Annotated in this window: 22 protein-coding genes; 6 read left to right on the forward strand and 16 right to left on the reverse strand. The window is 53.1% G+C overall.

Features of this window, described 5'->3' with window-relative positions; all coding sequences use genetic code 11:
* Positions 1 to 7: 7 nt before the first annotated feature.
* The 15 genes from J7J49_RS03405 to J7J49_RS03475 all read right to left on the reverse strand — a co-directional run bounded on the left by J7J49_RS03405 (position 8) and on the right by J7J49_RS03475 (position 15,832).
* A complete protein-coding gene (locus J7J49_RS03405; RefSeq protein WP_215090153.1) occupies positions 8 to 1,069 on the reverse strand; it encodes a protein-glutamate methylesterase/protein-glutamine glutaminase in 1,062 nt (353 codons plus the stop codon).
* 91 nt (positions 1,070 to 1,160) lie between these two features.
* On the reverse strand, positions 1,161 to 2,033 hold the full coding sequence (locus J7J49_RS03410; RefSeq protein WP_215090155.1) for a CheR family methyltransferase: 873 nt from the start codon (positions 2,031 to 2,033) through the stop codon (positions 1,161 to 1,163).
* On the reverse strand, positions 2,030 to 4,180 hold the full coding sequence (locus J7J49_RS03415; protein ID WP_215090157.1) for a methyl-accepting chemotaxis protein: 2,151 nt from the start codon (positions 4,178 to 4,180) through the stop codon (positions 2,030 to 2,032). Before J7J49_RS03415 ends, J7J49_RS03410 begins: the two co-directional genes overlap by 4 nt.
* Before the next feature lie 61 nt (positions 4,181 to 4,241).
* Positions 4,242 to 5,513, reverse strand: a complete 1,272-nt coding sequence (locus J7J49_RS03420) for a methyl-accepting chemotaxis protein (protein ID WP_251048112.1) — start codon at positions 5,511 to 5,513, stop codon at positions 4,242 to 4,244.
* 133 nt (positions 5,514 to 5,646) lie between these two features.
* Complete coding sequence (cheW, locus tag J7J49_RS03425; RefSeq protein WP_215090160.1) at positions 5,647 to 6,144, reverse strand: chemotaxis protein CheW; 498 nt, start codon at positions 6,142 to 6,144, stop codon at positions 5,647 to 5,649.
* Entirely contained in the window at positions 6,141 to 8,225 is a 2,085-nt protein-coding gene (gene cheA / locus J7J49_RS03430; protein WP_215090162.1) for a chemotaxis protein CheA, read from the reverse strand. Before cheA ends, cheW begins: the two co-directional genes overlap by 4 nt.
* A gap of 53 nt (positions 8,226 to 8,278) precedes the next feature.
* Entirely contained in the window at positions 8,279 to 9,226 is a 948-nt protein-coding gene (gene motB / locus J7J49_RS03435) for a flagellar motor protein MotB (protein WP_215090164.1), read from the reverse strand.
* Positions 9,223 to 10,092 carry a flagellar motor stator protein MotA gene (motA, locus tag J7J49_RS03440; protein WP_007112075.1) on the reverse strand — a complete coding sequence of 290 codons (870 nt, stop codon included), beginning with the start codon at positions 10,090 to 10,092 and terminating at the stop codon, positions 9,223 to 9,225. The genes motB and motA overlap by 4 nt, the downstream gene beginning before the upstream one ends.
* A gap of 254 nt (positions 10,093 to 10,346) precedes the next feature.
* Complete coding sequence (gene flhC / locus J7J49_RS03445; RefSeq protein ID WP_215090166.1) at positions 10,347 to 10,889, reverse strand: flagellar transcriptional regulator FlhC; 543 nt, start codon at positions 10,887 to 10,889, stop codon at positions 10,347 to 10,349.
* Positions 10,886 to 11,218 (reverse strand): flagellar transcriptional regulator FlhD, encoded by a 333-nt coding sequence (gene flhD, locus J7J49_RS03450; RefSeq protein ID WP_215090168.1) that lies wholly within the window; start codon positions 11,216 to 11,218, stop codon positions 10,886 to 10,888. The genes flhC and flhD overlap by 4 nt, the downstream gene beginning before the upstream one ends.
* Before the next feature lie 106 nt (positions 11,219 to 11,324).
* Positions 11,325 to 11,618 (reverse strand): EscU/YscU/HrcU family type III secretion system export apparatus switch protein, encoded by a 294-nt coding sequence (locus J7J49_RS03455; RefSeq protein WP_215090170.1) that lies wholly within the window; start codon positions 11,616 to 11,618, stop codon positions 11,325 to 11,327.
* Positions 11,602 to 13,110 carry a flagellar hook-length control protein FliK gene (gene fliK, locus J7J49_RS22405; protein WP_353048330.1) on the reverse strand — a complete coding sequence of 503 codons (1,509 nt, stop codon included), beginning with the start codon at positions 13,108 to 13,110 and terminating at the stop codon, positions 11,602 to 11,604. Before fliK ends, J7J49_RS03455 begins: the two co-directional genes overlap by 17 nt.
* On the reverse strand, positions 13,107 to 13,517 hold the full coding sequence (gene fliT / locus J7J49_RS03465; RefSeq protein ID WP_215090172.1) for a flagellar protein FliT: 411 nt from the start codon (positions 13,515 to 13,517) through the stop codon (positions 13,107 to 13,109). Before fliT ends, fliK begins: the two co-directional genes overlap by 4 nt.
* Before the next feature lie 7 nt (positions 13,518 to 13,524).
* Positions 13,525 to 13,941 carry a flagellar export chaperone FliS gene (gene fliS / locus J7J49_RS03470; protein ID WP_215090174.1) on the reverse strand — a complete coding sequence of 139 codons (417 nt, stop codon included), beginning with the start codon at positions 13,939 to 13,941 and terminating at the stop codon, positions 13,525 to 13,527.
* 202 nt (positions 13,942 to 14,143) lie between these two features.
* Positions 14,144 to 15,832 carry an HD domain-containing phosphohydrolase gene (locus J7J49_RS03475; RefSeq protein ID WP_215090271.1) on the reverse strand — a complete coding sequence of 563 codons (1,689 nt, stop codon included), beginning with the start codon at positions 15,830 to 15,832 and terminating at the stop codon, positions 14,144 to 14,146.
* A gap of 345 nt (positions 15,833 to 16,177) precedes the next feature.
* Between J7J49_RS03475 and J7J49_RS03480 the strand changes: the two genes are divergently transcribed.
* Positions 16,178 to 16,543 (forward strand): flagellar protein FlaG, encoded by a 366-nt coding sequence (locus tag J7J49_RS03480; RefSeq protein ID WP_215090175.1) that lies wholly within the window; start codon positions 16,178 to 16,180, stop codon positions 16,541 to 16,543.
* A gap of 17 nt (positions 16,544 to 16,560) precedes the next feature.
* On the opposite strand, the gene fliE is transcribed toward J7J49_RS03480, so the two are convergent.
* Positions 16,561 to 16,893, reverse strand: a complete 333-nt coding sequence (gene fliE, locus J7J49_RS03485; protein ID WP_215090177.1) for a flagellar hook-basal body complex protein FliE — start codon at positions 16,891 to 16,893, stop codon at positions 16,561 to 16,563.
* A 255-nt stretch (positions 16,894 to 17,148) separates the two neighbouring features.
* Here fliE and fliF point away from each other — a divergent pair, with 255 nt between their 5' ends.
* Genes fliF through fliJ form a run of 5 tightly spaced genes read left to right on the forward strand, consistent with a single transcriptional unit; the run spans position 17,149 to position 22,545 of the window.
* Complete coding sequence (gene fliF, locus J7J49_RS03490; RefSeq protein ID WP_215090180.1) at positions 17,149 to 18,921, forward strand: flagellar basal-body MS-ring/collar protein FliF; 1,773 nt, start codon at positions 17,149 to 17,151, stop codon at positions 18,919 to 18,921.
* A complete protein-coding gene (fliG, locus tag J7J49_RS03495; RefSeq protein ID WP_215090182.1) occupies positions 18,914 to 19,921 on the forward strand; it encodes a flagellar motor switch protein FliG in 1,008 nt (335 codons plus the stop codon). Before fliF ends, fliG begins: the two co-directional genes overlap by 8 nt.
* Positions 19,914 to 20,687: a flagellar assembly protein FliH gene (locus tag J7J49_RS03500; protein ID WP_215090184.1), complete on the forward strand. Its 774-nt coding sequence runs from the start codon at positions 19,914 to 19,916 to the stop codon at positions 20,685 to 20,687. The genes fliG and J7J49_RS03500 overlap by 8 nt, the downstream gene beginning before the upstream one ends.
* A gap of 11 nt (positions 20,688 to 20,698) precedes the next feature.
* Entirely contained in the window at positions 20,699 to 22,093 is a 1,395-nt protein-coding gene (fliI, locus tag J7J49_RS03505; protein WP_251048113.1) for a flagellar protein export ATPase FliI, read from the forward strand.
* Complete coding sequence (gene fliJ, locus J7J49_RS03510) at positions 22,090 to 22,545, forward strand: flagellar export protein FliJ (protein WP_215090186.1); 456 nt, start codon at positions 22,090 to 22,092, stop codon at positions 22,543 to 22,545. Before fliI ends, fliJ begins: the two co-directional genes overlap by 4 nt.
* Positions 22,546 to 22,547 lie beyond the last annotated feature (2 nt).

Consider the following 22,547-nt stretch of genomic DNA (forward strand, 5'->3'; position numbering starts at 1 on the left):
AATGGCACTACACACGTTGGGCGCGGCCTGAGGCAGCGACCAGTGCCATCATCCGCGAGGGAATATCGTCCAAAGCCACCACTTCCACCGCTCCCCCCATCGCAATGGCTTCTCGCGGCATACCGAAAACAACGCAGGACTGCTCATTTTGAGCAATGGTGGGCGCGCCCGCTTCACGCATCTCAAGCAGCCCTGCCGCGCCGTCCTTGCCCATACCGGTCAGAATCACGCCGATGGAGTTCTTACCTGCGTACTGAGCTGCTGAGTGAAACAGCACGTCTACCGATGGGCGGTGTCTGTTTACCGGCGGGCCGTCATCTAATCGTGCTACGTAGTTAGCGCCACTACGTGCCAACTTGAGGTGCTGATCCCCTGGAGCAATATAGGCGTGCCCAGGTAGAATCCGCTCGCCATCCGTGGCTTCTTTAACTGTAATACGGCACAGCCGATCTAGCCGCTCAGCAAACGAACGCGTAAAACCACCGGGCATATGCTGGGTAATCAAAATAGCCGGAGCATTTGCCGGTAACGGTTCAAGCACCGCCCGAATCGCCTCAGTGCCGCCGGTGGACGCGCCGATGATAATCAATTTTTCACTCGACACCAGCGGGGCTTTCAAGGCTGCAGGCGGCGGTGTGTTTTTATGCCGTGCTTGGCGGGGGCGTGAGCGCGCCGCAGCACGCAGCTTTTCGGCAATTTCGTCGGCGTACTCCATCATTCCATTGCGGATTCCGAGGCTCGGCTTGGCGACAAAATCCAGCGCACCCAGCTCAAGCGCACGCAAGGTGATTTCTGAACCGCTTTGGGTTAGCGACGACACCATTAATACCGGCATAGGACGCAGGCGCATTAAACGCTCGAGAAAATCCAAGCCATCCATCCGCGGCATTTCCACGTCAAGCGTTAACACATCAGGATTGTGCTGCTTTATCAAATCCCTGGCAGCTATGGGGTCAGGCGCTACCGCAACGACTTCCATATCGGGCTGGGAATTAATAATTTCTGTTAACAAATCGCGAATTAGTGCCGAATCATCGACACACAATACTTTGATCTTGGCTGCGCTCAAAGCACGCCTCCTCTTGCTGTAGACGCCTGATGTGTGATTGCAACCGCCGGAGCCACAGCGCCTAAAGCGATCATAAAGACACGATAATTGTTCATTTTTTAGCCAGGTTATAAACGGTCTGGCCACGCAGTTTGAACGCATCACTGATATACGAGAAGTTTTCTGAATGTCCTGCAAACAGCAAACCATCGGGCTTCATCAGTGGCGCAAACCGCTTAAGAATTTTTGATTGAGTATCTTTATCAAAATAAATCATGATGTTTCGGCAGAACACCGCATCAAAAGGGCCTTTAATTGGCCATTGCGGCGCTAGCAAGTTGAGCGGCAGAAACTCCACCAGGGCAGATACTTCTGGGCGCACTCGTGCAAAGCCCGCATGGTTACCCGTGCCTTTCTGAAAAAACCGTTTGACCCGCACGTCATCGAGCTTACGCACCTGCTCCAAGGGATAAACCCCAGCGCGAGCCCTGGCCAACGCATCGGTATCTATATCGGTGGCAATCACTTTGGCTTGCGACGCTTTAGCGCCCAGCGTTTCCAACAACGTCATGGCAAGCGAGTAAGGCTCCTCCCCGGTGGAGGCGGCCGAACACCAAATAGTGACCGGGTCTTGCTTGTTCTTTATATGCTCAGCCAGCAGCGGAAAATGGTGCGCTTCACGAAAGAAGGCCGTCAGGTTAGTGGTCAGTGCATTGGTAAATGCCTCCCACTCTTTGGCTTCTGGCTGGCGCTCCAGGCGTACCAAATAATCGGTAAAGCGCGTCATGCCATGGTGGCGTAGCCGCTTTGCTAAGCGGCTATAGACCATTTCACGCTTATGCTCAGCCAACACAATACCGGCGCGCTGATAGATCAGCTCGCGAATACGCGTAAAGTCCGCATCAGTCAGTATCAGATCACGTTCAATCTGGCTGCTTGATGTCCACTGACCAGCGTCTACACCCCGTTCACGTTGTTCGGTCAAAACTCTTCCCACTCCTCTATTGAGGCTGTTTGCCGTTTAACGGGCGGATTATTCGACGGCGCGGTGCTAGGCAGTTGAGCAGCGTGCTTGGGTGCTGTCACCGCTGGCGGACGTAGCGCCCCCTGACTGTTTAATCGAAACGCTTCCACCGATAGCGCTAATAGCCCTGCCTGTTTCTCTAGTGAAACCGCAGCACGCGCTGTTTCTTGAACCCGCACAGCATTACGCTGGGTGCCTTGATCCATTTCTGCTACTGCCTGGTTAACCTGGGTAATACCATGGCTCTGCTCTTCGGAGGCAGCCGATATTTCGTGCATAATTTGGGTCACACTACGCGCAGCTTCTGCCACTTCGCTAATCGCGGCTTCGGCTTTAGTGACCAAATTAGCCCCCGCGCTTACCTCACGGTTAGACCCATCAATCAGGCCTCGAATTTCTTGAGCCGCGCCTGCGCTGCGGCCCGCCAAATTACGCACTTCTTCAGCTACAACGGCAAAACCACGCCCATGCTCGCCTGCACGTGCCGCTTCAACCGATGCATTCAGCGCAAGAATATTGGTCTGAAACGCGATTGAATCAATCACATTGATAATATCTGCCATCTGCTGGGAGCTTTGCGTAATCCGCTGCATATTGTCGACCAACTGTGCCATCAACTCGCCGGTATTCGTTACCTGGATAGCATTGTTATCGGCTAGACGGCGGGCTTCTTGAGCGTTTTCGCTGTTTTGCCGCACGGTAGCGGTCATTTCTTCCATGCTGGAAGCGGTTTGCTGCAAAGAGGCCGCCTGCTGCTCGGTACGCGACGATAGCTCTTCGTTACCGCTAGCGATGTCACGGGCCGCTGGCGTAACCACATCAATGCCGCTTTTAACATCGCCAATGATGCTGCTGAGGCTTTTGCGCATGGTGTTCAGCGAGTCCATCAATTGACCTACTTCATCACGCCGCTGGGCGGGCACTTTAGCGGCTAAATTACCGCCAGCAATTTGTAGCGTAAAACCTGCGGCACTTTTTAGCGGCCTAGTAATCGCCCGCGAGGTAACCACGCCAATCAAAATTAGCAGTAGTAAACCAATCCCAAGGACAATGGCCTGCGCACCTAGCATAGTGGTTTGGCCCTGCTGCGCATCAACGGCCATTACTTCAGCTGCCTGCTGTTTCTGGGCAATCAGCTGGTTGACCATGCCTGACAGGCGACGGCCTTCGTTGGTCATCACGCTGATCACCGCATCCAGGCCGGTAAAGGCTTGATAGGTTTCTTCGGCTTGAAGAACGCTGGCCGCTTGGCCCATACCGTTTTGCAGGAACGCCTGTAACTGTTGATCAAATTCAGCAGCAAGCTGCGTCGCGTTGACTCCCCGGGAATAGTACTCCTGCCAAACTGCGGCGACCTCGGCGGCGCTTTCCTGAATACTTTCACCCATCTCAAATCGTTGATTGATCAGCTCCATACGCTCCGGCTCAATCATCGCTTGGCGGGTTTGGGCAATGGTTTGATCGATTTGCTGCAGGCGAATAACGTCACGCAGGCCATCGTTGTTCAGTTGGCCCAAACGCTCGCCAGAGACATTCAAGCCATACAAACCCAGGCCACCGCTAATGAGCAGCAGCAGCCCTGCCACGACAATCATGCCGACCAACTTGGCTCGAATGGTATCGAGTCGTACCCGGGCCAAACGTTTGATCATCCCTTTCTGGCGTAACCGGCCTTTATCCAAGTAGAGTCGCTTGCCCCGGCCTTCACGTATTTCTGCGTACGCCTGTTCTGCCTGGGCAATAGCTTCGCGGCTTGCCTGAACGCGCACAGAGGTGTAGCCCACGACTTGTCCATCTTCGACAATCGGCGTCACACTGGCGTTGACCCAGTAGTGGTCGCCATTTTTGCAGCGGTTTTTAACCAGCCCGCGCCACGTTTCACCCGTTTTAACAGTTTGCCAAAGGTTTTCAAAAGCCGCTGGCGGCATATCCGGATGGCGTATTAGGTTGTGCGGCGCACCTATCAGCTCTGCGTGCTCAAAGCCGCTAATATCGATAAACGCAGGGTTGGCATAGGTGATGCGGCCCTTCGTATCGGTACGCGAGACTAAGAAATCGTCCTCTTTTAGCTCAACTTCACGCTGAGAGACTGGCTGGTTATTACGCATGATCTGCCTTTTTTTAGTGTTTTATTTTTAAAAGTGATGTTTGCCTGCCCTACCAAGCAAATTAAAACGATGCCCACTCCTCTGCCTCTTTCGCTGGCTGGTTGTGGCGCGCCGGAAGCTTTGGCGTTGCCGAAGGCATAAGAGCCGATGTTATTGGCCTGCGCTGGGCGGGCGCCTCAGTGACACGAAAGCGCTCCACAGCCTCACGTAAGCGAGCCGCTTCACTTTCAAGCTCATTGGCACTTCGCGCGGCCTGCTGAACCAACTGGGCATTTTGTTGCACCACCTGATCCATTTGCGCCACGGCCTGGTTCACTTGACCTATGCCACTACTCTGCTGCTCAGAAGCGGCGGCGATTTCATCCATAATATCGCTGACGCGTTGAACAGCGATCACCAGGTCTTGCATTGTTTGGCCGGCTTGATTGACGCGCTGGGTGCCGGTATCTACCTTGCTGAGCGATGCGTCGATCAGTGTGCGAATCTCTTTTGCGGCAGCGGCACTTCGACTGGCTAAACTGCGCACTTCCTGTGCCACCACGGCGAACCCTCTACCATGCTCCCCAGCACGTGCCGCTTCCACCGAGGCATTTAGCGCCAGGATATTGGTCTGGAATGCGATATTATCGATAACAGTAATAATATCAGCAACTTGGTGAGAGCTTGCGCTAATATCCTGCATGGTACTGACGATCTCACCCACCTCCTCACCGCTGCGGCGTGCGGTCTGGGTAGCGCTTCCGGCCAGTTGGCTAGCCTGACGTGCATTTTCAGCGTTATGGCCTACTGTGGAGGCTAGCTGTTCCATGCTAGAAGCCGTCTCTTCTAACGAAGTCGCCTGCTGCTCTGTGCGTGAAGAGAGATCGTTATTACCACTGGCAATTTGCTGTGAGCGCTCATAAATCGATGTACCGCTGGTACGCACCGTGCCTACCGTCTGCGAGAGAGAGCCCTGCATGTGCGCCATGGCGCTATAAAGCCGCCCGATCTCATTGTTACCCGGCGAGGAGATCGCCTGGCTTAAATCCCCCTGCGCCATACGCTCAAAATAGCCCACCAGTCGGTCTAACGGGCGCAACACATTGGCCGTCACTCCCCAGATAACGACGATAACCGTGGCGATGGTCATCAATACAATGCCGAGTAGCGCCCAGCGAATCGTCGCGGCAAAAGCACCGAACGCGGCTTGTTGCGCCTGAATATCGCCAGACGCCTGCACGATTGCCGCGCCATGATGCAGGGCATAAAGGCCGATACCACTGGCAATTAAGACAAGTACCGAAAGCGTCGCTAATACCAAGCCCCAACTTAAGCGCACCGTCATATTATTCATTAATTGCCGCATTCGCTGTGTCACGCCTTTTTCTCCACGCACAACCATCACTCGCAAGCACTTTCCATAGCGCACGAATGCATCATTAGGTGAAATGAGTCTGGCACGCTCCTTGTGCCACGCTTGGATCGCCCTACTGGTTGCTGGTACTTTCTACTAGCGCCATTTCGTCGCTGGTGAGCAACTTATCAATATCTACGAGTACCAGCATGCGGTCATCTAGACTGCCCAATCCGCTGAGGAAATCAGACGAGAGGGTGACGCCAAATTCCGGTGCTGGTTTAATCTGATCGGGGGTCAATGTCATCACATCGGAAACGCCATCTACAACGATACCGACCACGCGGTCTGCAACATTGACGACGATCACCACTGTCTGGCCACCGTATTCGACCTTATCAAAGTGAAACTTAATGCGTAGGTCAACGATCGGTACAATCACGCCACGTAGATTGGTGACGCCTTTGATAAAATCTGGTGCATTGGCAATTCGCGTTACGTTTTCGTAACCACGGATCTCCTGCACTTTCAAAATATCAATGGCGTACTCTTCATCGCCTAATGAGAACACTAGGAATTCGCGATTTTCTGCTTCTGCGGCTAGCACCGCACCACTGTTGGATTGACTCATGACGGCTCAGCCTCCTTAAAAGATGAAAGGTTTTGATTGTTTACTACTTTTTTGCCTGCCTCTTTTTTATATCGGCTCAGGCGGTGTAAACCAGTAATATCCAGAATCAACGCAACGCTGCCATCGCCTAAAATGGTCGCGGCCGAGATCCCTGGTACTTTGCGGTAATTGTCTTCCAGGTTCTTGACCACGACCTGTTGCTGTCCGATCAACTCATCGACCAGCATGGCGTAACGGCGTCCTTCGCCCTGCACAATGACAGCGATGCTTTTGGTAGGGTCGGTAATCGCGTTCTCGACGTTTAGCACTTCGTGAATGGCGATCACGGGCAGATACTCGTCGCGCACTTTGATCACAACGTCGTCACCCGCCATGGCGTACATATCGTCTTTTGCAGGTTGAAGTGACTCAAGTACTGTGGAGAGAGGCAGAATAAACGTTTCACCACCCACTTTAATGGACATGCCGTCCAAAATAGCCAGCGTCAACGGGAGTACGATACGCGTATTGGTGCCTTCGCCTAGCTTTGATTGAATTTCAACACGGCCGCCCATTTTCTGAATGTTACGTTTCACCACATCCATGCCCACACCACGACCCGATACGTCGGTCACTTCTTTCGCGGTTGAAAAACCGGGGGCAAAAATAAGCTGAAAAACCTCTTCGTCAGACATGGTATCGGACACGTTCATGCCGTTTTCACGCGCTTTGGCAAGCAGACGATCACGATCCATACCGGCACCATCATCGCGCACTTCAATCAAAATATTGCCGCCCTGATGACGCGCCGATAACGTTAGTTTACCAATGCGTGGCTTACCAATGGCTTCGCGTACATCTGGCATCTCTACGCCATGATCAAGGCTATTACGCACCAAGTGCGTTAACGGGTCGGTGATCCGTTCCACCAAGCTCTTATCTAGCTCGGTAGACTTGCCTTCGGTAATGAGCTCTATCTCTTTGCCCAGCTTACCAGCAGTGTCACGCACAACGCGGGGGAAACGACTAAATACAAACTCCATGGGGATCATTCGAATCGACATGACCGCTTCTTGGAGATCGCGAGCGTTACGCTGCAGCAAGCTCATGCCATTTTGCAATGAGGCATTACCAACGGACTGGTCTTCTAAGTCGCTAACCGTTTGGTCGAGCATCGACTGAGTGATGATCAGCTCACCCACCAAATTGATGATTTGGTCGACTTTATCCACAGATACGCGGATCGACGAAGTCTCGGCGGCGGCTTTTTTAGGTTTTTCTTTAGCAGCTTCTTTCTCTGGAGCTTTCTTCGCAGCGGGTTTTTCCAATTTAATTTCTGGTGCAGATGGCGCTGGCGCTTCGGTCCCTACCTTGCTATCAACAGCGTCCTCGACAGCCGAAATTTCAATCTGATCTGGCTCAATAATAAAGCACATGACGGCTTCAATATCGTCAGCACTGTCGCTGCTTTTGAGGATAACTTCGTAGCGCTTTGCGTCGCCGGATTGAGACTGCACTTCGCCGAGCTGCTCCAACTCTTCAACCAGCAAGATGCGGTCTTTATCTGCTACGTTAAGCAGTGCCACTAGCAGATGGCCGCCCGCACCACTCTCTTCGCTAGTTTTTGCTTCTGCACTGTTTTCCGCACTGGCGTCAGGCGCTGGTGAAGCCTTGGGTTTAGCTGCTGGAGTAGCCGGGCCATCTAGCTGCTGACCGATTTCATCCAGGGCAATTTGTTGCAGCGTCTGGCAAATGCGCTCAAATGCCTCTTGGTTGGGCTCCTCTTCGCTGCGGTAGGCATCGAGTTGCTCATGCATGATGTCTTTAGCCTCTAAAAAGGTATCCACAAGATCGGCTCGCAGCGTCAGTTCGCCTTTACGTGCGTAATCGAGGAGATTTTCCAAAATATGCGTGGTTTTCTGCAGCACAGTAAAACCAAAGGTTCCCGCTCCCCCCTTAATCGAGTGGGCGGCACGGAAAATAGCATTGAGCTGCTCGCTGTCGGGATCATCAACATCCAATTCCAACAAATGCTGTTCCATATCCGACAGCAGCTCTTCAGCCTCTTCAAAAAAGGTGTCAAAAAAATCCGCTATATCCATGCACCGCTCCACCTTAACGTCGCTTTTATGTGAAAGGCTATGACAGGCTCAGATCACTCTGGCGCTTGCACCTGAGGCTCGTCTTGTTGTGTTGATTCAATTTGCGCTTCTGCTGACGCTTCTACTGCTTCGATTGAAGCTTCCGGAGTTGCAGCCCCCGAATCCATCACAGCAGGATTGCGAATCGCATCTGCAATTTCAGGAAAGAGCACAACCAGCTCTATGCGTCGGTTGATCGGATTGGTTGGCTCAGTCTCGGGCAACAACACGCGATCCGCAAAGCCTGATACGCGCAATAACTGATCTGGATCAAAGCCACCCGCAATAAGCTCACGACGCGACGCATTCGCGCGGTCATTTGAGAGTTCCCAGTTACTGTAACCGCGATAGCCACCCGCATAGGGAACGCTATCGGTATGCCCACTGATACTTAGCTCATTGGGAAGCTCGTTTAACAGCGGTGCAATAGTGCGTAACAAACTACGCATATAGGGGGCGACTTGGTCGCTACCTAACTCAAACATGGGCCGTTGGTCGGTATCCAAAAGTTGTATACGTAACCCCTCGCGGGTTAAGTCAAAACGCATCTGACTGCGTAATTGGCGTAACTCGGGATCTTGCTCAATCGCCCGCTCAATACGCTCTTGCAAATTCCTGAAAAAGTTTCGCTCCTGCATGCTTGGGCGAGTGCGCTGAGAGCTATCAATGCGTGCCCGCTCCCCATCGCTATGGGTTGGGTCCGGTCCGCCGCCTGGAATCGCACTGGTACTACCAGAGCGATCCCCACCGGTGATGGCATTAACGAGCGGAGTGCTAAAGTACTCCGCTACTCCGCGCCGCTCATCTTCGCTGGCGATACTTAAAATCCACAACACTAAAAAGAAGGCCATCAAAGCGGTCATAAAATCCGCTAGGGCAATTTTCCAAGCGCCACCATGATGGGCATGGACGACTTTTTTGCGCCGAATAACGATCGGACGCTTGTCACCACCCTTACTCATGCGTTACCGGCCTTTTTTGCGTCCCTTACGTACTCTTCAAGCTCGGTAAAGCTTGGGCGTTCGGCAGCAAAGAGCGCTTTGCGACCAAACTCTACGGCCAACTGTGGCGCGTACCCATGCAAACTTGCCAGCAGCGTTATGCGAATACACTGGAGCATTTTTTCAGCTTCTTTGGCCTGCCGGTCAATGTAACTTGCAAGGGGGCTGACAAAACCATAACCCAACAAAATACCCAGGAAGGTACCCACCAGCGCGTGAGCGATCATTTCGCCCATCTGGCTCGGTGATGCGTCAGCATAGGTCAGTGTTTTAACCACCCCCATCACCGCCGCCACGATACCGAAAGCGGGCATTGCATCACCCACTTTGGCAATGGCATCAATGGGCACGTGCGCCTCCTGCTCAAAGACCTCAATCTCATGTAGCATCAGCTCATCGATTTCCATAGGTTCCATACCACCACTAACCATCAAGCGCAGATAATCGGTCAGGAAATTCATGATATGCGGGTCGGCCAGCACCGTTGGGTGCTCCTGAAACAGTGGGCTCTCTTGCGGGTTATCAATATCCCGCTCAATGCCTAACATCCCCTCGCGGCGAATTTTGGACAGTAACTTGAACTGCAGGGCCATTAGCTCCATATAGAGTGCTTTATTATATTTTTTTGCGCGCTTGAGCCGGGGAAGAATTTTAAATGTCGCTTTAATCGCCTTGCCATTGTTCGCTGCGATAAATGCACCAACACCCGCGCCGCCAATGATGAGGAGCTCAAGAGGCTGGTACAGGGGGCCTAAGCTGCCACCTGCCAGCACATAGCCACCAAATACAGACAGCAATACGATTACATAGCCTAGAGGTATCAGCACAAGCAGAGTCCTTGCGATATTCAGTATTAATGTAAGGGAACCAAAACTTAGCCACCTGTTCTGATGTTTAAGAGATGTTCCATCCCAAGCATAACTTACGCCCTATCGTACTAGGGCTAAGCTGTTGTCTAATTAAAAAGCAGCGCTGGCTTTTGCGGCTATCTACGCCAATACACTCATATTTTATGACTAAGCGCTCATCACTACGTCTTATACCCTACTTCGTGCTTTGGGTGGCGAGATCGATGAGGTTGTTACATTTTTTCACTATTCTGCTGCTGTGCTTTGCGCGTTTTCCCTGCCCGTGAAGGCGGCTGACATATGCCACACACGTAGTGCTGAGCAGGGCTATGGGCATGCGCCACAAACTGTCCTTTGCAACGTGTACATTGATTGAGCTGAAGCAAATCACTTTCAAAAAACCGTACCAGCGTCCAAGCGCGAGTAAGCCCAAGAACCGGCTCCACCTTTTCCAGCGCCATTTGCTCGTCATAAAGCCGATACGCTTTGACAAAGGCATCAATTCGATCGCAACCAGCCGCTTCCTTAAGGCTCAAATAAATATTATAAAACAGTGATGAATGTACATTAGGAAGCCAGGTAATAAACCAGTCCGTAGAAAAAGGTAGCATCCCCTTTGGCGGTGACATCCCGCGCACTTCTTTATACAGCTTGATCAAACGCGTACGGCTTAATTCCGTTTCTGTTTCCAGCACCTGAAGCCGTGCACCCAGCTCAATCAATTCGATTGCCAACTGAACTTGGTGCATTTCATCAATCAAGCTTTTCTGGCTCACTTCGCCTCTCCTGACGGCATTGGCTCAAATGTTTCTCCAGCCAACAACAGCGAGGCATGTAAACCCGCCAACCCCTGATCGCGCGGGTTGTCAGTGAGTTGACGAAGGCACTCAGCACTCATCTGACTAAACCGACACAACAGTTGGCTAGTTCGCGCCAGCTTAGTAAGTTGGCGAGCGCTAAGAGACACAATCAGATCGGCGACATCGCTGTCTATTTTTAAGCGAAACATAGCAGCCTCACGATCTTCATCAAGCAAGCGCTGCGCCAGAAGCAAATAAGCTAAATTTAATTCCTGAATTTCATCGAGAAAGTTGGTTTGACTCATGATGTCCCATTGAACGACTCAGGCGCGATGTTGTGACCATTATACTGGCGCCGTTAATGACTTTTTATTACCTGTCCTCATGGTTGCACACAACGTCTGTAATTGGCTACTCAGGGATTTCACGATGGCTCAGCCCTTCTTCTGACAACTCGAACACCCACACCAGGAGTTCTGCGACAATTTGATAGAGGCCTGCGGGGATTTCCGCGTCCAAATCTAGCTGCATTAAAAGCGCCACCAGCTCTGGCGCATCGTGTACATAAATGCCCTGGCGATGAGCTTCAGCCATAATTCGCTCAGCCAAATCGCCATAACCTTTGGCCACAACTCGGGGCGCACGGTCGTTCTCTTGATAAGCCAGCGCAACCGCTTGGCGGCGGCGCTCACCCGGCGTTACCATGCATGACCTCCGCTTCTATATAGCGTGCGCGAAGCTGCACTTTTTGTAAGTCCAAGGCGCTCAGACGTTTTTCAAGGGCGGGCAACCCAGCGTCAATGCGCTGATAAGCCTCTGTGCTTTCGGTGGAGAAATCGATACTCAACACATTTCGATAGAGCCAGATTGATGCATTAAATGCACCCAGGCTGGGGACATCTAGCTGCATTTCAGAGCGCCATCCGCCATCTGGCTCACCCTCTTGCTGCTTACCTTCTGTCCCCTCCTCACGAGCTGGCAGGTTAATGACTAAAGCCATAAAAATTCCTGCCCAGACATCGCCTTCCCAGCGGATAGTCGGCATCACTAGCATTTCAAGCTGCTGGCGCACCAGGCTCTGTAAGCTTTCGTGAACGACTTCGCGAACAGGGCGATTGGCCATCAACTCTGTAATTTCCCTCGCATGACTTAACTCTACCCTTGCCTGGTTAATATCTCGCGCCTCGCCAGGCGTAGAAACAGGAGCAGCTTGGTTAGGCTGCGAAGTAGCAGCGGGAGTAAGAGTAGAAGTAGCCGACGCGGTCGACGAACCTGTTGCTAAAGAATAGGGCACACCCATCAACCGAGCAGCTGAACCTTGCTCATGGCTAACAGGCATTAGCGGCACATTAGGTAATATAGTCACCCCCCCCTGCCCTACTGGTGGCAGTGCCACCCCCAGCTGCGCAGATGGGTACACTGAAGCTGAGGTTGCTGCAGTAGGGTTCGCTGCAGTAGGGTTCGCTGCAGTGGGGTTCGCTGCAGTGGGGTTCGCTGCAGTAGGGTTCGCTGCAGTGGGGGTCGCTGCAGTAGGGGTCGCTGCAGTGGGGGTCGCTGCAGTAGGGGTCGCTGCAGTGGGGTACACTACAGTAGAGTTGGCTACCGTTAGATTCGCTGCAGCTGGAGGCGCCGAAGTTGTGGGCGCCCCACTCAAGCCTGTCGGTAAAAGAGGAGCAAGCGGGCGAGGGCCAGTCTGCATTTGCGGTTGGTTCATTAGCTGCTGGCGGGTTCCCTCCCCCTGAAACCAGCGCTTTAGATGCGACTCATAAAACAAACCACTATCGCGAATACTTGCCTCTAAGCGTGTTGCTACCGTACTAGCCGTCGGCGTTTCCTGACTGGTGATAAGAGGCGCTTCTGGTCGCATTACCGAGGGGGGCGCGGGAAAACGCAACAGCACATCGGCGATTGTCCTTGCAGCAGGGCTGAAATGCGTCTGCGTTGACCCAGGCGGAGATGTCGGCGCCTCACCGCGGGGTATTGTTCGCCCCCCATCTGCAGGAAGTGGTAACCGTTTTAAATCGCTTAATGGTGACGCTCGCCCATCTAAATTAGCATCACCCATCACTGCACGCGGCCCTTGGCCGGGAGGAATAGGCTTTACAGGTTGGTCTAACGCCCGCTGCAACGATAACTCCCCTTGCCGCCCTAGCACCTGGTGCAAGAGCGTATCAATAAGAGGAGTAATACCGCTCACGACGACCTCGTGGAATCAGCATCATCCGCTTCATACGCTACCGCAGGGCCTTGCTGGGGCGCATAAGCGCGATGCAAGTCTCGCTGGCGTTGAGAAACCTCAATTAACTTGCCCAACTCATCACGACGCGATACTAGGCGACGCCGAATATCCACATCATGCTCAAGAATGCGCTCAAGTAGCTCTGCTTTGCGCTGAAGAGCAGCGGCATCAAGCGATACGGTCGTATCCAGCTCACGCAGTTGCTCCACCAACACCACATAACTTGTACGCTGATCGATCAGCTCTGCCCACTGCTCGGCATTAGCAAGTTCGTGCATGTATTCAACGCGACTCAATAGCGTTTCATAGCTAGTAAGCAACGCCTGTTGAGCACTCTTATCATGAGCAGGTGTAGGTGCTGACATTATTGCCTCACGCGCTCTGCTGTTGGCCAATATCACGCCAGGCTGAGGCGATATCTTCGAGAAGGCGCTCGGCCTGATTTAAGCTATTTTCATCGTTACGCAGATTCGCCGCCAACAGCAGGCGAGCAATATAGTCATATAACGATGCTAAACGCTCGGCAATTTCGCCACCTTTCTCTTGATCAAGAGCAGCGGCAAGGCCGTTATTAACGATATCCAGCGCTTTCGCTATCGACTTGCCCTTCTCGGCCGTATTGCCCGCCTGAATATGAATACGCGCAGCACGAATAGCGGCTTGGGCGCCGTCAAACAACATCACAATAAGCTGATGAGGGTCTGCCGACATCACTCCGCTTTCTACGCCGACACGCGCATAAGCGTTAGCTCCCCGCCCGTAGGCGGCGCCACCGCGAGAGTAAGTCATAAGCGGAACTCCTTTGCGTGGTTTTATGCTCACTTTATACAGAGAGAGACCACGGATATTAAAAGACAAAAACAAACAACGAATTACACTACTAGTATCTATCGGCGCGAGCCTAGGGGACTTTAACGACTAACGACGCTTTTTTTAGTGTTGATATGACAGCAAATAGCTACTTACCACTCACTAACACCTCGCCATCCCCTCAGGTAGACACGGCAATCTCACTTACGGTTCGCCCAAGACGCTCAGTAATATTGTTTTGCACGACCACTCCCACATTGTCACGCATGGGCGGTTCAACCTGTGGCGCAAGCAACACCTCGGTGGGGTTGCCCTTAGCATCGATGCGCAATATCCAGCCCTGCTGCTGGCTGGAAAAACGTGCCAACGAGCCTACTGGCAGCCCCTTGAAATGATCGATGTAGCGCTTAATCCAGCGCATATCAAAGTGGTGCGGGTGCTGCAATAAATGACGATATATTTGCTGCGCTGTTTTAGCAGGCCGATCTGCACGGTCACGCCTCATTGCCTCGACTACGTCGACAACAGCACTTGCTTTAGCTAACTCACTAAGGTCAGCTCCACTCACCCCTCCTGGATACCCACTGCCATCCATACGCTCATTAATCCCCCCGATCACCGCCTGAGCAACGCCTGCCGACAGCCACTGACAGCTATGCAAACGATCAAGCAGCAATTGAACATGCTCACTGATTGCTTCTCGATGACTCGCTTCAAAGTGCGGCGCTTTAAATAAGACTTGAGGAACCAGCGCTTTGCCAAGGTCATGGACAAGACCGCTGGCCACTATTGCCTTGCGCAGCTCACGGGGCATGCTAGCACCCACAAAATCGAGCAAATGAATGGCGACAGCAATACCATGGCGCACTATCAACGGCTCGGGAAACAGGCAGCGAGAGGCGAAGAGCAGTGCTTCACGATCCTCTTCATGAAAATCCAATATTCGATCTGCATAGCGGGAGAGTTGGCGCCCATCGATATCGCTACCTTGTTGCAACGACAGCAGCTGTGCATCCAAATAGGCAGCGACTTTTACCAGCCGACGAGCCATGGGAGTAGCATAGCGCTTGACATCACGCCGCCCAAGCAGCTCTCCAGCACCTGATCGCTTGCTTGGCAGCGCGAACAACGGAGAAGGCTGGCGCTCGCCTTGTTCTTCTTTTTTATAGCGGGCCGCTTCGCGCTCTATTTCACACACGAAATACCAAATTTGTCGCTCTTGCTCCGCGCTACACTCAACGAAGTTGAAACCGACGCGCAGCAGATGGCGCTCAGCCTCTGTTTTTTGATGGCGAGCTTTTCCAAACACCTCAAAATAGGTGCCGTCAGGGAAGGTAAACGCCAACTTCAAGGGAGTAGCCGTCTCCGCCAACAGCCCACTAGCCGCCAACGGCAGTTCAAGCAGGCAGCCGTCTTGGGATAAATCCCGCAACTCACCTTCTATTTCAGCATCGCCACCATACAAGCCTGCCGACACCACCATCCCCATGCGCAGTTCAGCGCGAAAGGACTCACGGCGATGCAACACTTCCAGCGATGCAGGATAATCACTGCAACACAGAAAGCGCCCTCCAGCCTGGCGCGTCTCCGTCAGGTGCAGCAGTGGCGTTTTCACCACCTTACCTTGCGCCTGCCCACGCAAGTAAAAAGCGGCACCGCCCTGAAGATGGTGAAGCAAATAATCAATTGATGAGAGATCCATCACCAATGTTTGCCCCAGGTGCTGCTCCATCAAGACAATGGGCTCTGGACGAGCACCAGCCGCGGCAAGGCAGAGCGACACACCGCCCGTTTCGATCAAGGTATTCAGCAGAGACTCGATCACTGTTGTGCTTACTATTGTTTCAAACTCATCCTGCTGCGCCACGATTCTCGCCTCACTTGCTCTTACGCGTTAATTAGCTCACCGCAAAGTGGAGAAGCATATCAGATGCCAACAGCGTGGCGTATGCACAAAAAGACAACATTCTTAGGCTTATTAGCAAGGCTGTAGCAAGCAGACACAGGTGGTTAAATAGCTGGCGCTATCAATAACAAACAATCACAAACCGTGCCGATGAGTGTAAAGTTTTTCAGCATACTGCCGATAACAGTGTAGAAACGCTTATTAACTAGCAAAAACCCGAGCTATGGCTGCCGTTTCACGCTATTGCAGTTTCACGCTATTGCACCGCTAACTGGCTGCCAAAGCTGACTTTAAAAAGGAACGTGCCCCATGAGCTCACTACCCACAGAAGTAATAGCACCGCTGTCATCAGCCCTGACCCACTTAAACCCACGTCAACGGCTAGAAAATACACTGGCTCAGCTAGCGACAACGAACACACAGCTTAAAAATACAGACACTGCCGAGCGGAAAATCTCTACCGAAGAGCTTGTCGAGCCTATTCAGCGGATTAACGAGATAATGCGCCCACATGGGTTAGAGTTCGAATTAAGCGAAGAGACCTCACGCGTGATTACGCGGGTCGTAGACAGGGAGTCCGGGGAAGTAATACGCCAAATTCCAGCTGAAGAAGTTCTCGACATTGCTAAACGACTAGAAGAAATGCAAGGACGAATAATCTCAATTGAAGCCTGATGCTCAACGCTGAAGCCCTAGACTTGCATGTTCATAACATCACGATATGCAGAAACTAAGCGATTGCGAACCTGCAGCCCCATTTGAAACGCAACGCTAGCCTTCTGCATGTCGACCATCACATCGTTGAGCTGCAAATTAGGATCACCTGCCTGAAAAGCCATCGCCTGGCTATTAGCCGCCTGCTGAAGCCGGTTAATACGCTGAATTGAGGCCTGCAGCTCACTGCCAAAACCACCTTGCCCTACAGCAGCTGACGCCTGAGCACCACTAAGGGGCTGCGTGGATGCCGCCTGGGTCGCCATGCCTTGCATCTGCTGTAGCGCAGCCTGTATTGCGGGAGTACTCATACGCTCACCTCAATTCGCAAAAAATATCTAATGCGAAAAGCCTAACACCAAAGCAACCCGCCTCATACGGACAAATGCGCATAAAAAGCGAAGCTTATCGTTCCTTTAGGCTCGACTAGCCACCGGATAATGGCGGTCATCACAATTCCGCCTCATCTTTTAGGCGGATAACCGCGATTGACGGATATAGCCTATGCCTTCTTTGGTGATGAGCCTGGGCCGACGCCAGCTTTGCCTGCCCCTTTGGAGGGTCGCATGAGCGAAACTGGTGCAACGGCAGGCCGTCAAAACAGTACGAATCAAGCCGCTCCCCGTAGTGGAAGTTCAGGTAGTGGAAATACAGAACGCGATACCGCCAGCGGTTCGGCTTTCGAGCGAACGCTGAAGCAGTTGCGTGGCAATCCACTAGTCGCACTGCTTATTGCTGGTGCCGCCTCAATTGCTATTGTGGCGGCTCTCTTTATGTGGGCCAGCAGCCCTGAGTACCGCGTGCTTTACAGCAACCTAAGCGAAGCTGATGGTGGCAGCATCATCAATGAGCTCGATACACGCGGTATCCCTTACCAGTTCAGTGAAGGTGGACAGGCGTTAATGGTTCCTAGCGACCAAGTCCACACACTACGCCTACAGCTTGCTGAACAGGGTCTTCCCCGCGGCGGCAATCTTGGCCTGGAGTTAATGGATAGCCAGGCGTTTGGGATTAGCCAGTTTGCTGAGCAGATTAATTATCAGCGGGGCTTGGAAGGCGAGCTTGCGCGTTCAATTGAATCGCTTGGGCCGGTGGAAGGCGTGAGGGTTCACCTCTCCATGGCCAAACCATCGGTCTTTATTCGTGATCGTGAGCCGGCTAAAGCATCCGTTGTGCTGACTCTTTTACCTGGCCGCGTGCTGGGTGAAGGCCAAGTCAGCGCAATCGTCCATATGGTCTCGGGCAGTGTGCCTGAGCTTGCCGCTGAAGATGTCACCGTAGTGAATCAGGATGGCCGACTGCTATCTGCCGAGACAAGCAATGGAAACGACCTGGATGGATCGCAGCTTGATTATATTGCCCAGGTTGAGCGCTCTTACCAGCAGCGCATTGAGCATATTTTAACGCCCATTTTGGGTCGCGATAACGTGCGCGCCCAAGTTGCAGCGCAAATCGACTTCTCACGGCGCGAACAAACCTCTGAACGCTACGGGCCCAATCAACCGCCCAACGAAGCGGCGGTACGTAGTCGTCAGTTAAGCCTTGCTTTTGATGGCGAAGACCCGCTGGCCACAGGCATCCCTGGCGCACTTACCAATACACCGCCAGGCTTCATGCCCTCCCCGATCAACCAACAGGAAGGAGAGGAAGACGGCGACCAAGAAGAAGACGTGCCCCCAGAAGCGTTGCGTAACTTGCGTCAAGATGATGTTATCAATTACGAAGTTGATCGCAGTATCGAGCACGTCCAGCATCGTCTCGGCCAAATAGAGCGTCTCTCTGCGGCAGTCGTCGTGAACTACCGCACAGAAGTTAACGATGAGGGCGAACCCGTCGAGGTTGCCCTAACAGATAACGAAGTGGCTCAAATTGAGCGCCTGGTTCGTCAAGCAATGGGCTTTTCACAACTGCGCGGCGACGAAGTTGAAGTCGTCAACTCACCCTTCGCGCGCAGTGTTGAGGAAGCCGTTGAGGTCGAGTGGTGGAAAGACCCCAGCATTCTTTCACTTGCAGGCAAGGTGGGTCGCTACCTACTGGTTGCGCTAGCGATTCTATTACTTTACCTGCTGATTCTGCGCCCTCTAATCAAGCGTTACACTCAGCCACCGGTAATGGCGGCCACAACGCCAGGCGGTACGCTGTCTGCTAGCGTCGGCGAGGATGACGAAGAAGAGGGTCAAGAGCCATCAGACGAGACCGATGAGACCTACGCCAAGCCTAAGCGTCGGCGTAAAACCTCACTCTACGAGCATAACCTCAACGACCTGCGTGAAATGGCGCAGGAAGATCCCCGCATGGTCGCGATGATCATTCGTAGCTGGATGAATGCCAATGAGTAGTTTAATTGCTGAAATGAGCGGAGCCCGCAAGAGCGCCATCTTGTTGCTCGCACTCGATGAAGACAGTGCTGCCGAGGTGTTTAAATACCTCGGGGCCACTGAGGTACAAGCAATAAGTATGGAGATGGCCAAGCTGAATCAGGTCTCTCATGAAGACATGAAAGCGGTGCTCGAAGCGTTCCACAAAGAAACCGAAGAGTTTGTCGCGCTTAACCTTAACTCCAGCGATCACATCCGCTCGGTGTTGACCAAAGCACTAGGTAGCGAGCGCGCAACTAGCTTAATTGAAGATATTCTTGAGACCACGGGTAGCAACTCGGGCATTGACGCACTCAACCTCATGGAAGCGTCCATGGTCTCCGAGCTAATCCGCGACGAGCACCCGCAAATTATTGCCACAATTCTGGTTCACTTGGATCGCCATCAAGCATCGGATATTCTCGAGCTGTTTGAAGAAAAATTGCGCAATGACGTGGTACTGCGTATCGCCACCTTTAGCGGCGTTCAGCCCGCTGCGTTACAAGAGCTGACCGAAGTACTCACCAGCATGCTGGATGGCCAGAACCTCAAGCGCAGCAAAATGGGCGGCGTAAGAACAGCTGCCGAGATTCTCAACTTGATGAACTCCTCCCAAGAGGAGACTGCAATCGAGACCGTGCGTGCGCACAGCGAAGATTTGGCCCAGAAGATTATCGACGAAATGTTTCTTTTCGAGAATCTGCTGGATCTCGACAACCGCGCTATTCAGATGGTGCTACAGGAAGTCGATACCAACTCACTGGTGGTGGCACTCAAGGGGGCTCAGGACGCCTTGGTCGACAAGTTCCTGCGCAACATGTCTCAGCGCGCTGCCGATTTAGTCCGCGAAGATATGGAAGCCCGTGGCCCTATCCGGGTCTCCCAAGTCGAAACAGAACAGAAAGCTATCTTGCAGGTTGTACGGCGTTTAGCTGACTCAGGGGAAATCGTCCTAGCAGGCGGAGACGACGAGTATGTCTAATACTCACTCGCCTAAATTTGATCGCCATGGCGATTGGCGTCGCTGGCAAATGGATGAGTTGGCAACCACGAAGAGCAGCCACGTCCCTGATGGCGGTGTACCAACAGCTCACCAGCGCAAAGTACAGGCGGCACAAAAAGCTGCAGAGCTGGCACGTCAGCGAGAAGAGAGTGAACGTCAGGCACTGCATGAGCGTATTCGTCAGCAAGCCGAACAAGAAGGCTATGAGGCTGGCTTTGAAAAGGGCCATAAAGAAGGGCTCGAAAAGGGCTTAGAGGAAGCTGCCGAACAGGCAAAAACTGAGTTAGAAGCACAAATTCGCAAAACCGTTGCGCCGCTAGAAACGCTGGGCAAACAGTTTGCAGATGCGCTTGAACGCCTTGACGATACTATCGCCTATGACTTGGTCGAGTTAGCACTCGCCACCGGCAAACAGCTTGCTAGCGATGCCCTTCAGGACGCACCTGAACAAATTTTGGCCATTGTCCGCGAGCTTCTGCACACCGAACCTCCTTTAGTAGGCCAGCAGCGTCTTTGGCTCAACCCCGATGATCACGCTCTAGTAGAAGAACACCTAGGTAATGAGCTCAGGGCCGCTAACTGGAAACTGCAGCCTGATGATCAGCTTGCCCGTGGCGGCTGTCGGGTGACCAGTGCTCAAGGTGAAATTGACGCAACCTTCGAAAGCCGCTGGCATGCCATCCAAGCCCAGTCGCGCAAACGCGGCCTCAATTCACAACCTTCATCTAATGCTCCTTCATCGTAGGCGGATACGCTATGGCAGATACCACCTGTCCCCATCAACATCGCTGGAATAAGGCATTGCGACGCACGCAGCAACGTGTCAATCACCTGCCTCGCTACCGCAATAGCGGCCGCGTTATTCGTGCGACGGGTATGGTGATTGAGGTGGTAGGGTTGCGTGTGGCGGTGGGCAGCGCCTGCCGGATTGAATTGCCAGGCAGCGATGGTCGTCTGACAGATAGCGATAGGCATGCCGAGGCGGAGGTTGTCGGCTTTTCTGGTGACAAGCTATTCCTGATGCCTCTGGAAGAGGTCATTGGGCTAATGCCTGGCGCTCGCGTCGCGCCTCTTGATGAAAGCGGCAACAACAGTGCCCGCCGCTTTCCTATGGGCGATAGCCTGCTTGGCCGAGTACTGGATGGCAATGGCAATCCGCTTGACGATCGGGAGGGCATCGATGAGATTCCCCGGGCAACACTCAGTTCGCCGCCGCTCAACCCGCTTTCTCGCGCGCCAATTGATGCGCAAATCGACGTCGGCATTCGTGCTATTAATGCACTGCTCTGCGTAGGGCGGGGTCAGCGAATGGGGCTTTTTGCAGGCTCGGGGGTAGGTAAATCAGTACTGCTAGGCATGATGGCACGCTACACCAAAGCCGACGTGATTGTAGTTGGCTTGATTGGTGAACGGGGTCGTGAAGTGCAGGATTTTATCGATAACATCTTAGGCCCAGAAGGTCGGCGTCGTGCTGTGGTCGTCGCCGCTCCCGCTGATACATCACCGCTGCAGCGCTTACAGGGTGCTGCCTATGCGACGCGCCTGGCGGAAGGCTTTCGTGACGAAGGCCGCGACGTTCTACTGATTATGGACTCCCTGACACGCTATGCCATGGCGCAGCGGGAAATAGCCTTGGCGATTGGAGAGCCACCCGCTACTAAAGGTTATCCGCCGTCGGTTTTTGCCAAGCTTCCTGGATTAGTAGAGCGTGCAGGTAACGCTGAGCGTGGTGGCGGCTCCATTACGGCGTTTTATACCGTTCTAACAGAGGGCGATGACCAACAGGATCCTATTGCAGATTCAGCTCGCGCCATTCTAGACGGGCACATCGTACTGTCGAGAACATTAGCGGAAGCAGGGCATTATCCGGCCATCGATATTGAAGCCTCAATTAGCCGTGCCATGACCGCCATTGCTTCACCCGATCAGCTTCAAGAAGCGCGGGTTTTCAAGCAACTGTTCTCGCGCTACCAGCGGAACCGGGATCTTATCAGCGTGGGGGCCTACAGCCCTGGTCATGACCCTCAACTCGACGAGGCAGTGAAACGCTTTCCATCGTTAGAAAACTTCCTTCAACAAAATATTGATGAGTGTGCAACGCTTGCGGATGCTCGCCAAGCCCTGCACGCACTGGTAGGAGGGCGCGCATGAGCACTTCACAGCTCGAAATGTTGACCGACCTAGCCAGAGGCGCCCGCGACCAAGCGGGCAAGATACTGGCTCAAGAGCGACAAACAGAACAGCAAACGACCGCTCAGCTACAGTCGCTGCTGAGCTACCGAGCGGAGTACGCCGAGCGCTTGCAAAAAGCGATGAGTGACGGTATTGACCCTGCCACCATGTACAACTATCAACAGTTCCTAGCCTCTCTGGATGCGGCCCTTAACCGAGCTCGACAAGCGTTAGCCGCTCAACAGGCAAGCGTTGAACAAAGCAAAAAGAACTGGCAACAAGAGCAGCGAAAGCTCTCATCCTACGATACACTGGCATCGCGTCGACTGTTAGAAGAGCACCGCCGCAGTGAGCGTCAGGAACAAAAAACCAATGATGATCTGGTGACAAGCCGCGCGGCTCGTCGTCAGCATAACGACACTCCGCATTAGCG

This window comes from Halomonas sp. ISL-56 (assembly GCF_018612805.1).
Classification (GTDB): Bacteria; Pseudomonadota; Gammaproteobacteria; order Pseudomonadales; family Halomonadaceae; genus Vreelandella.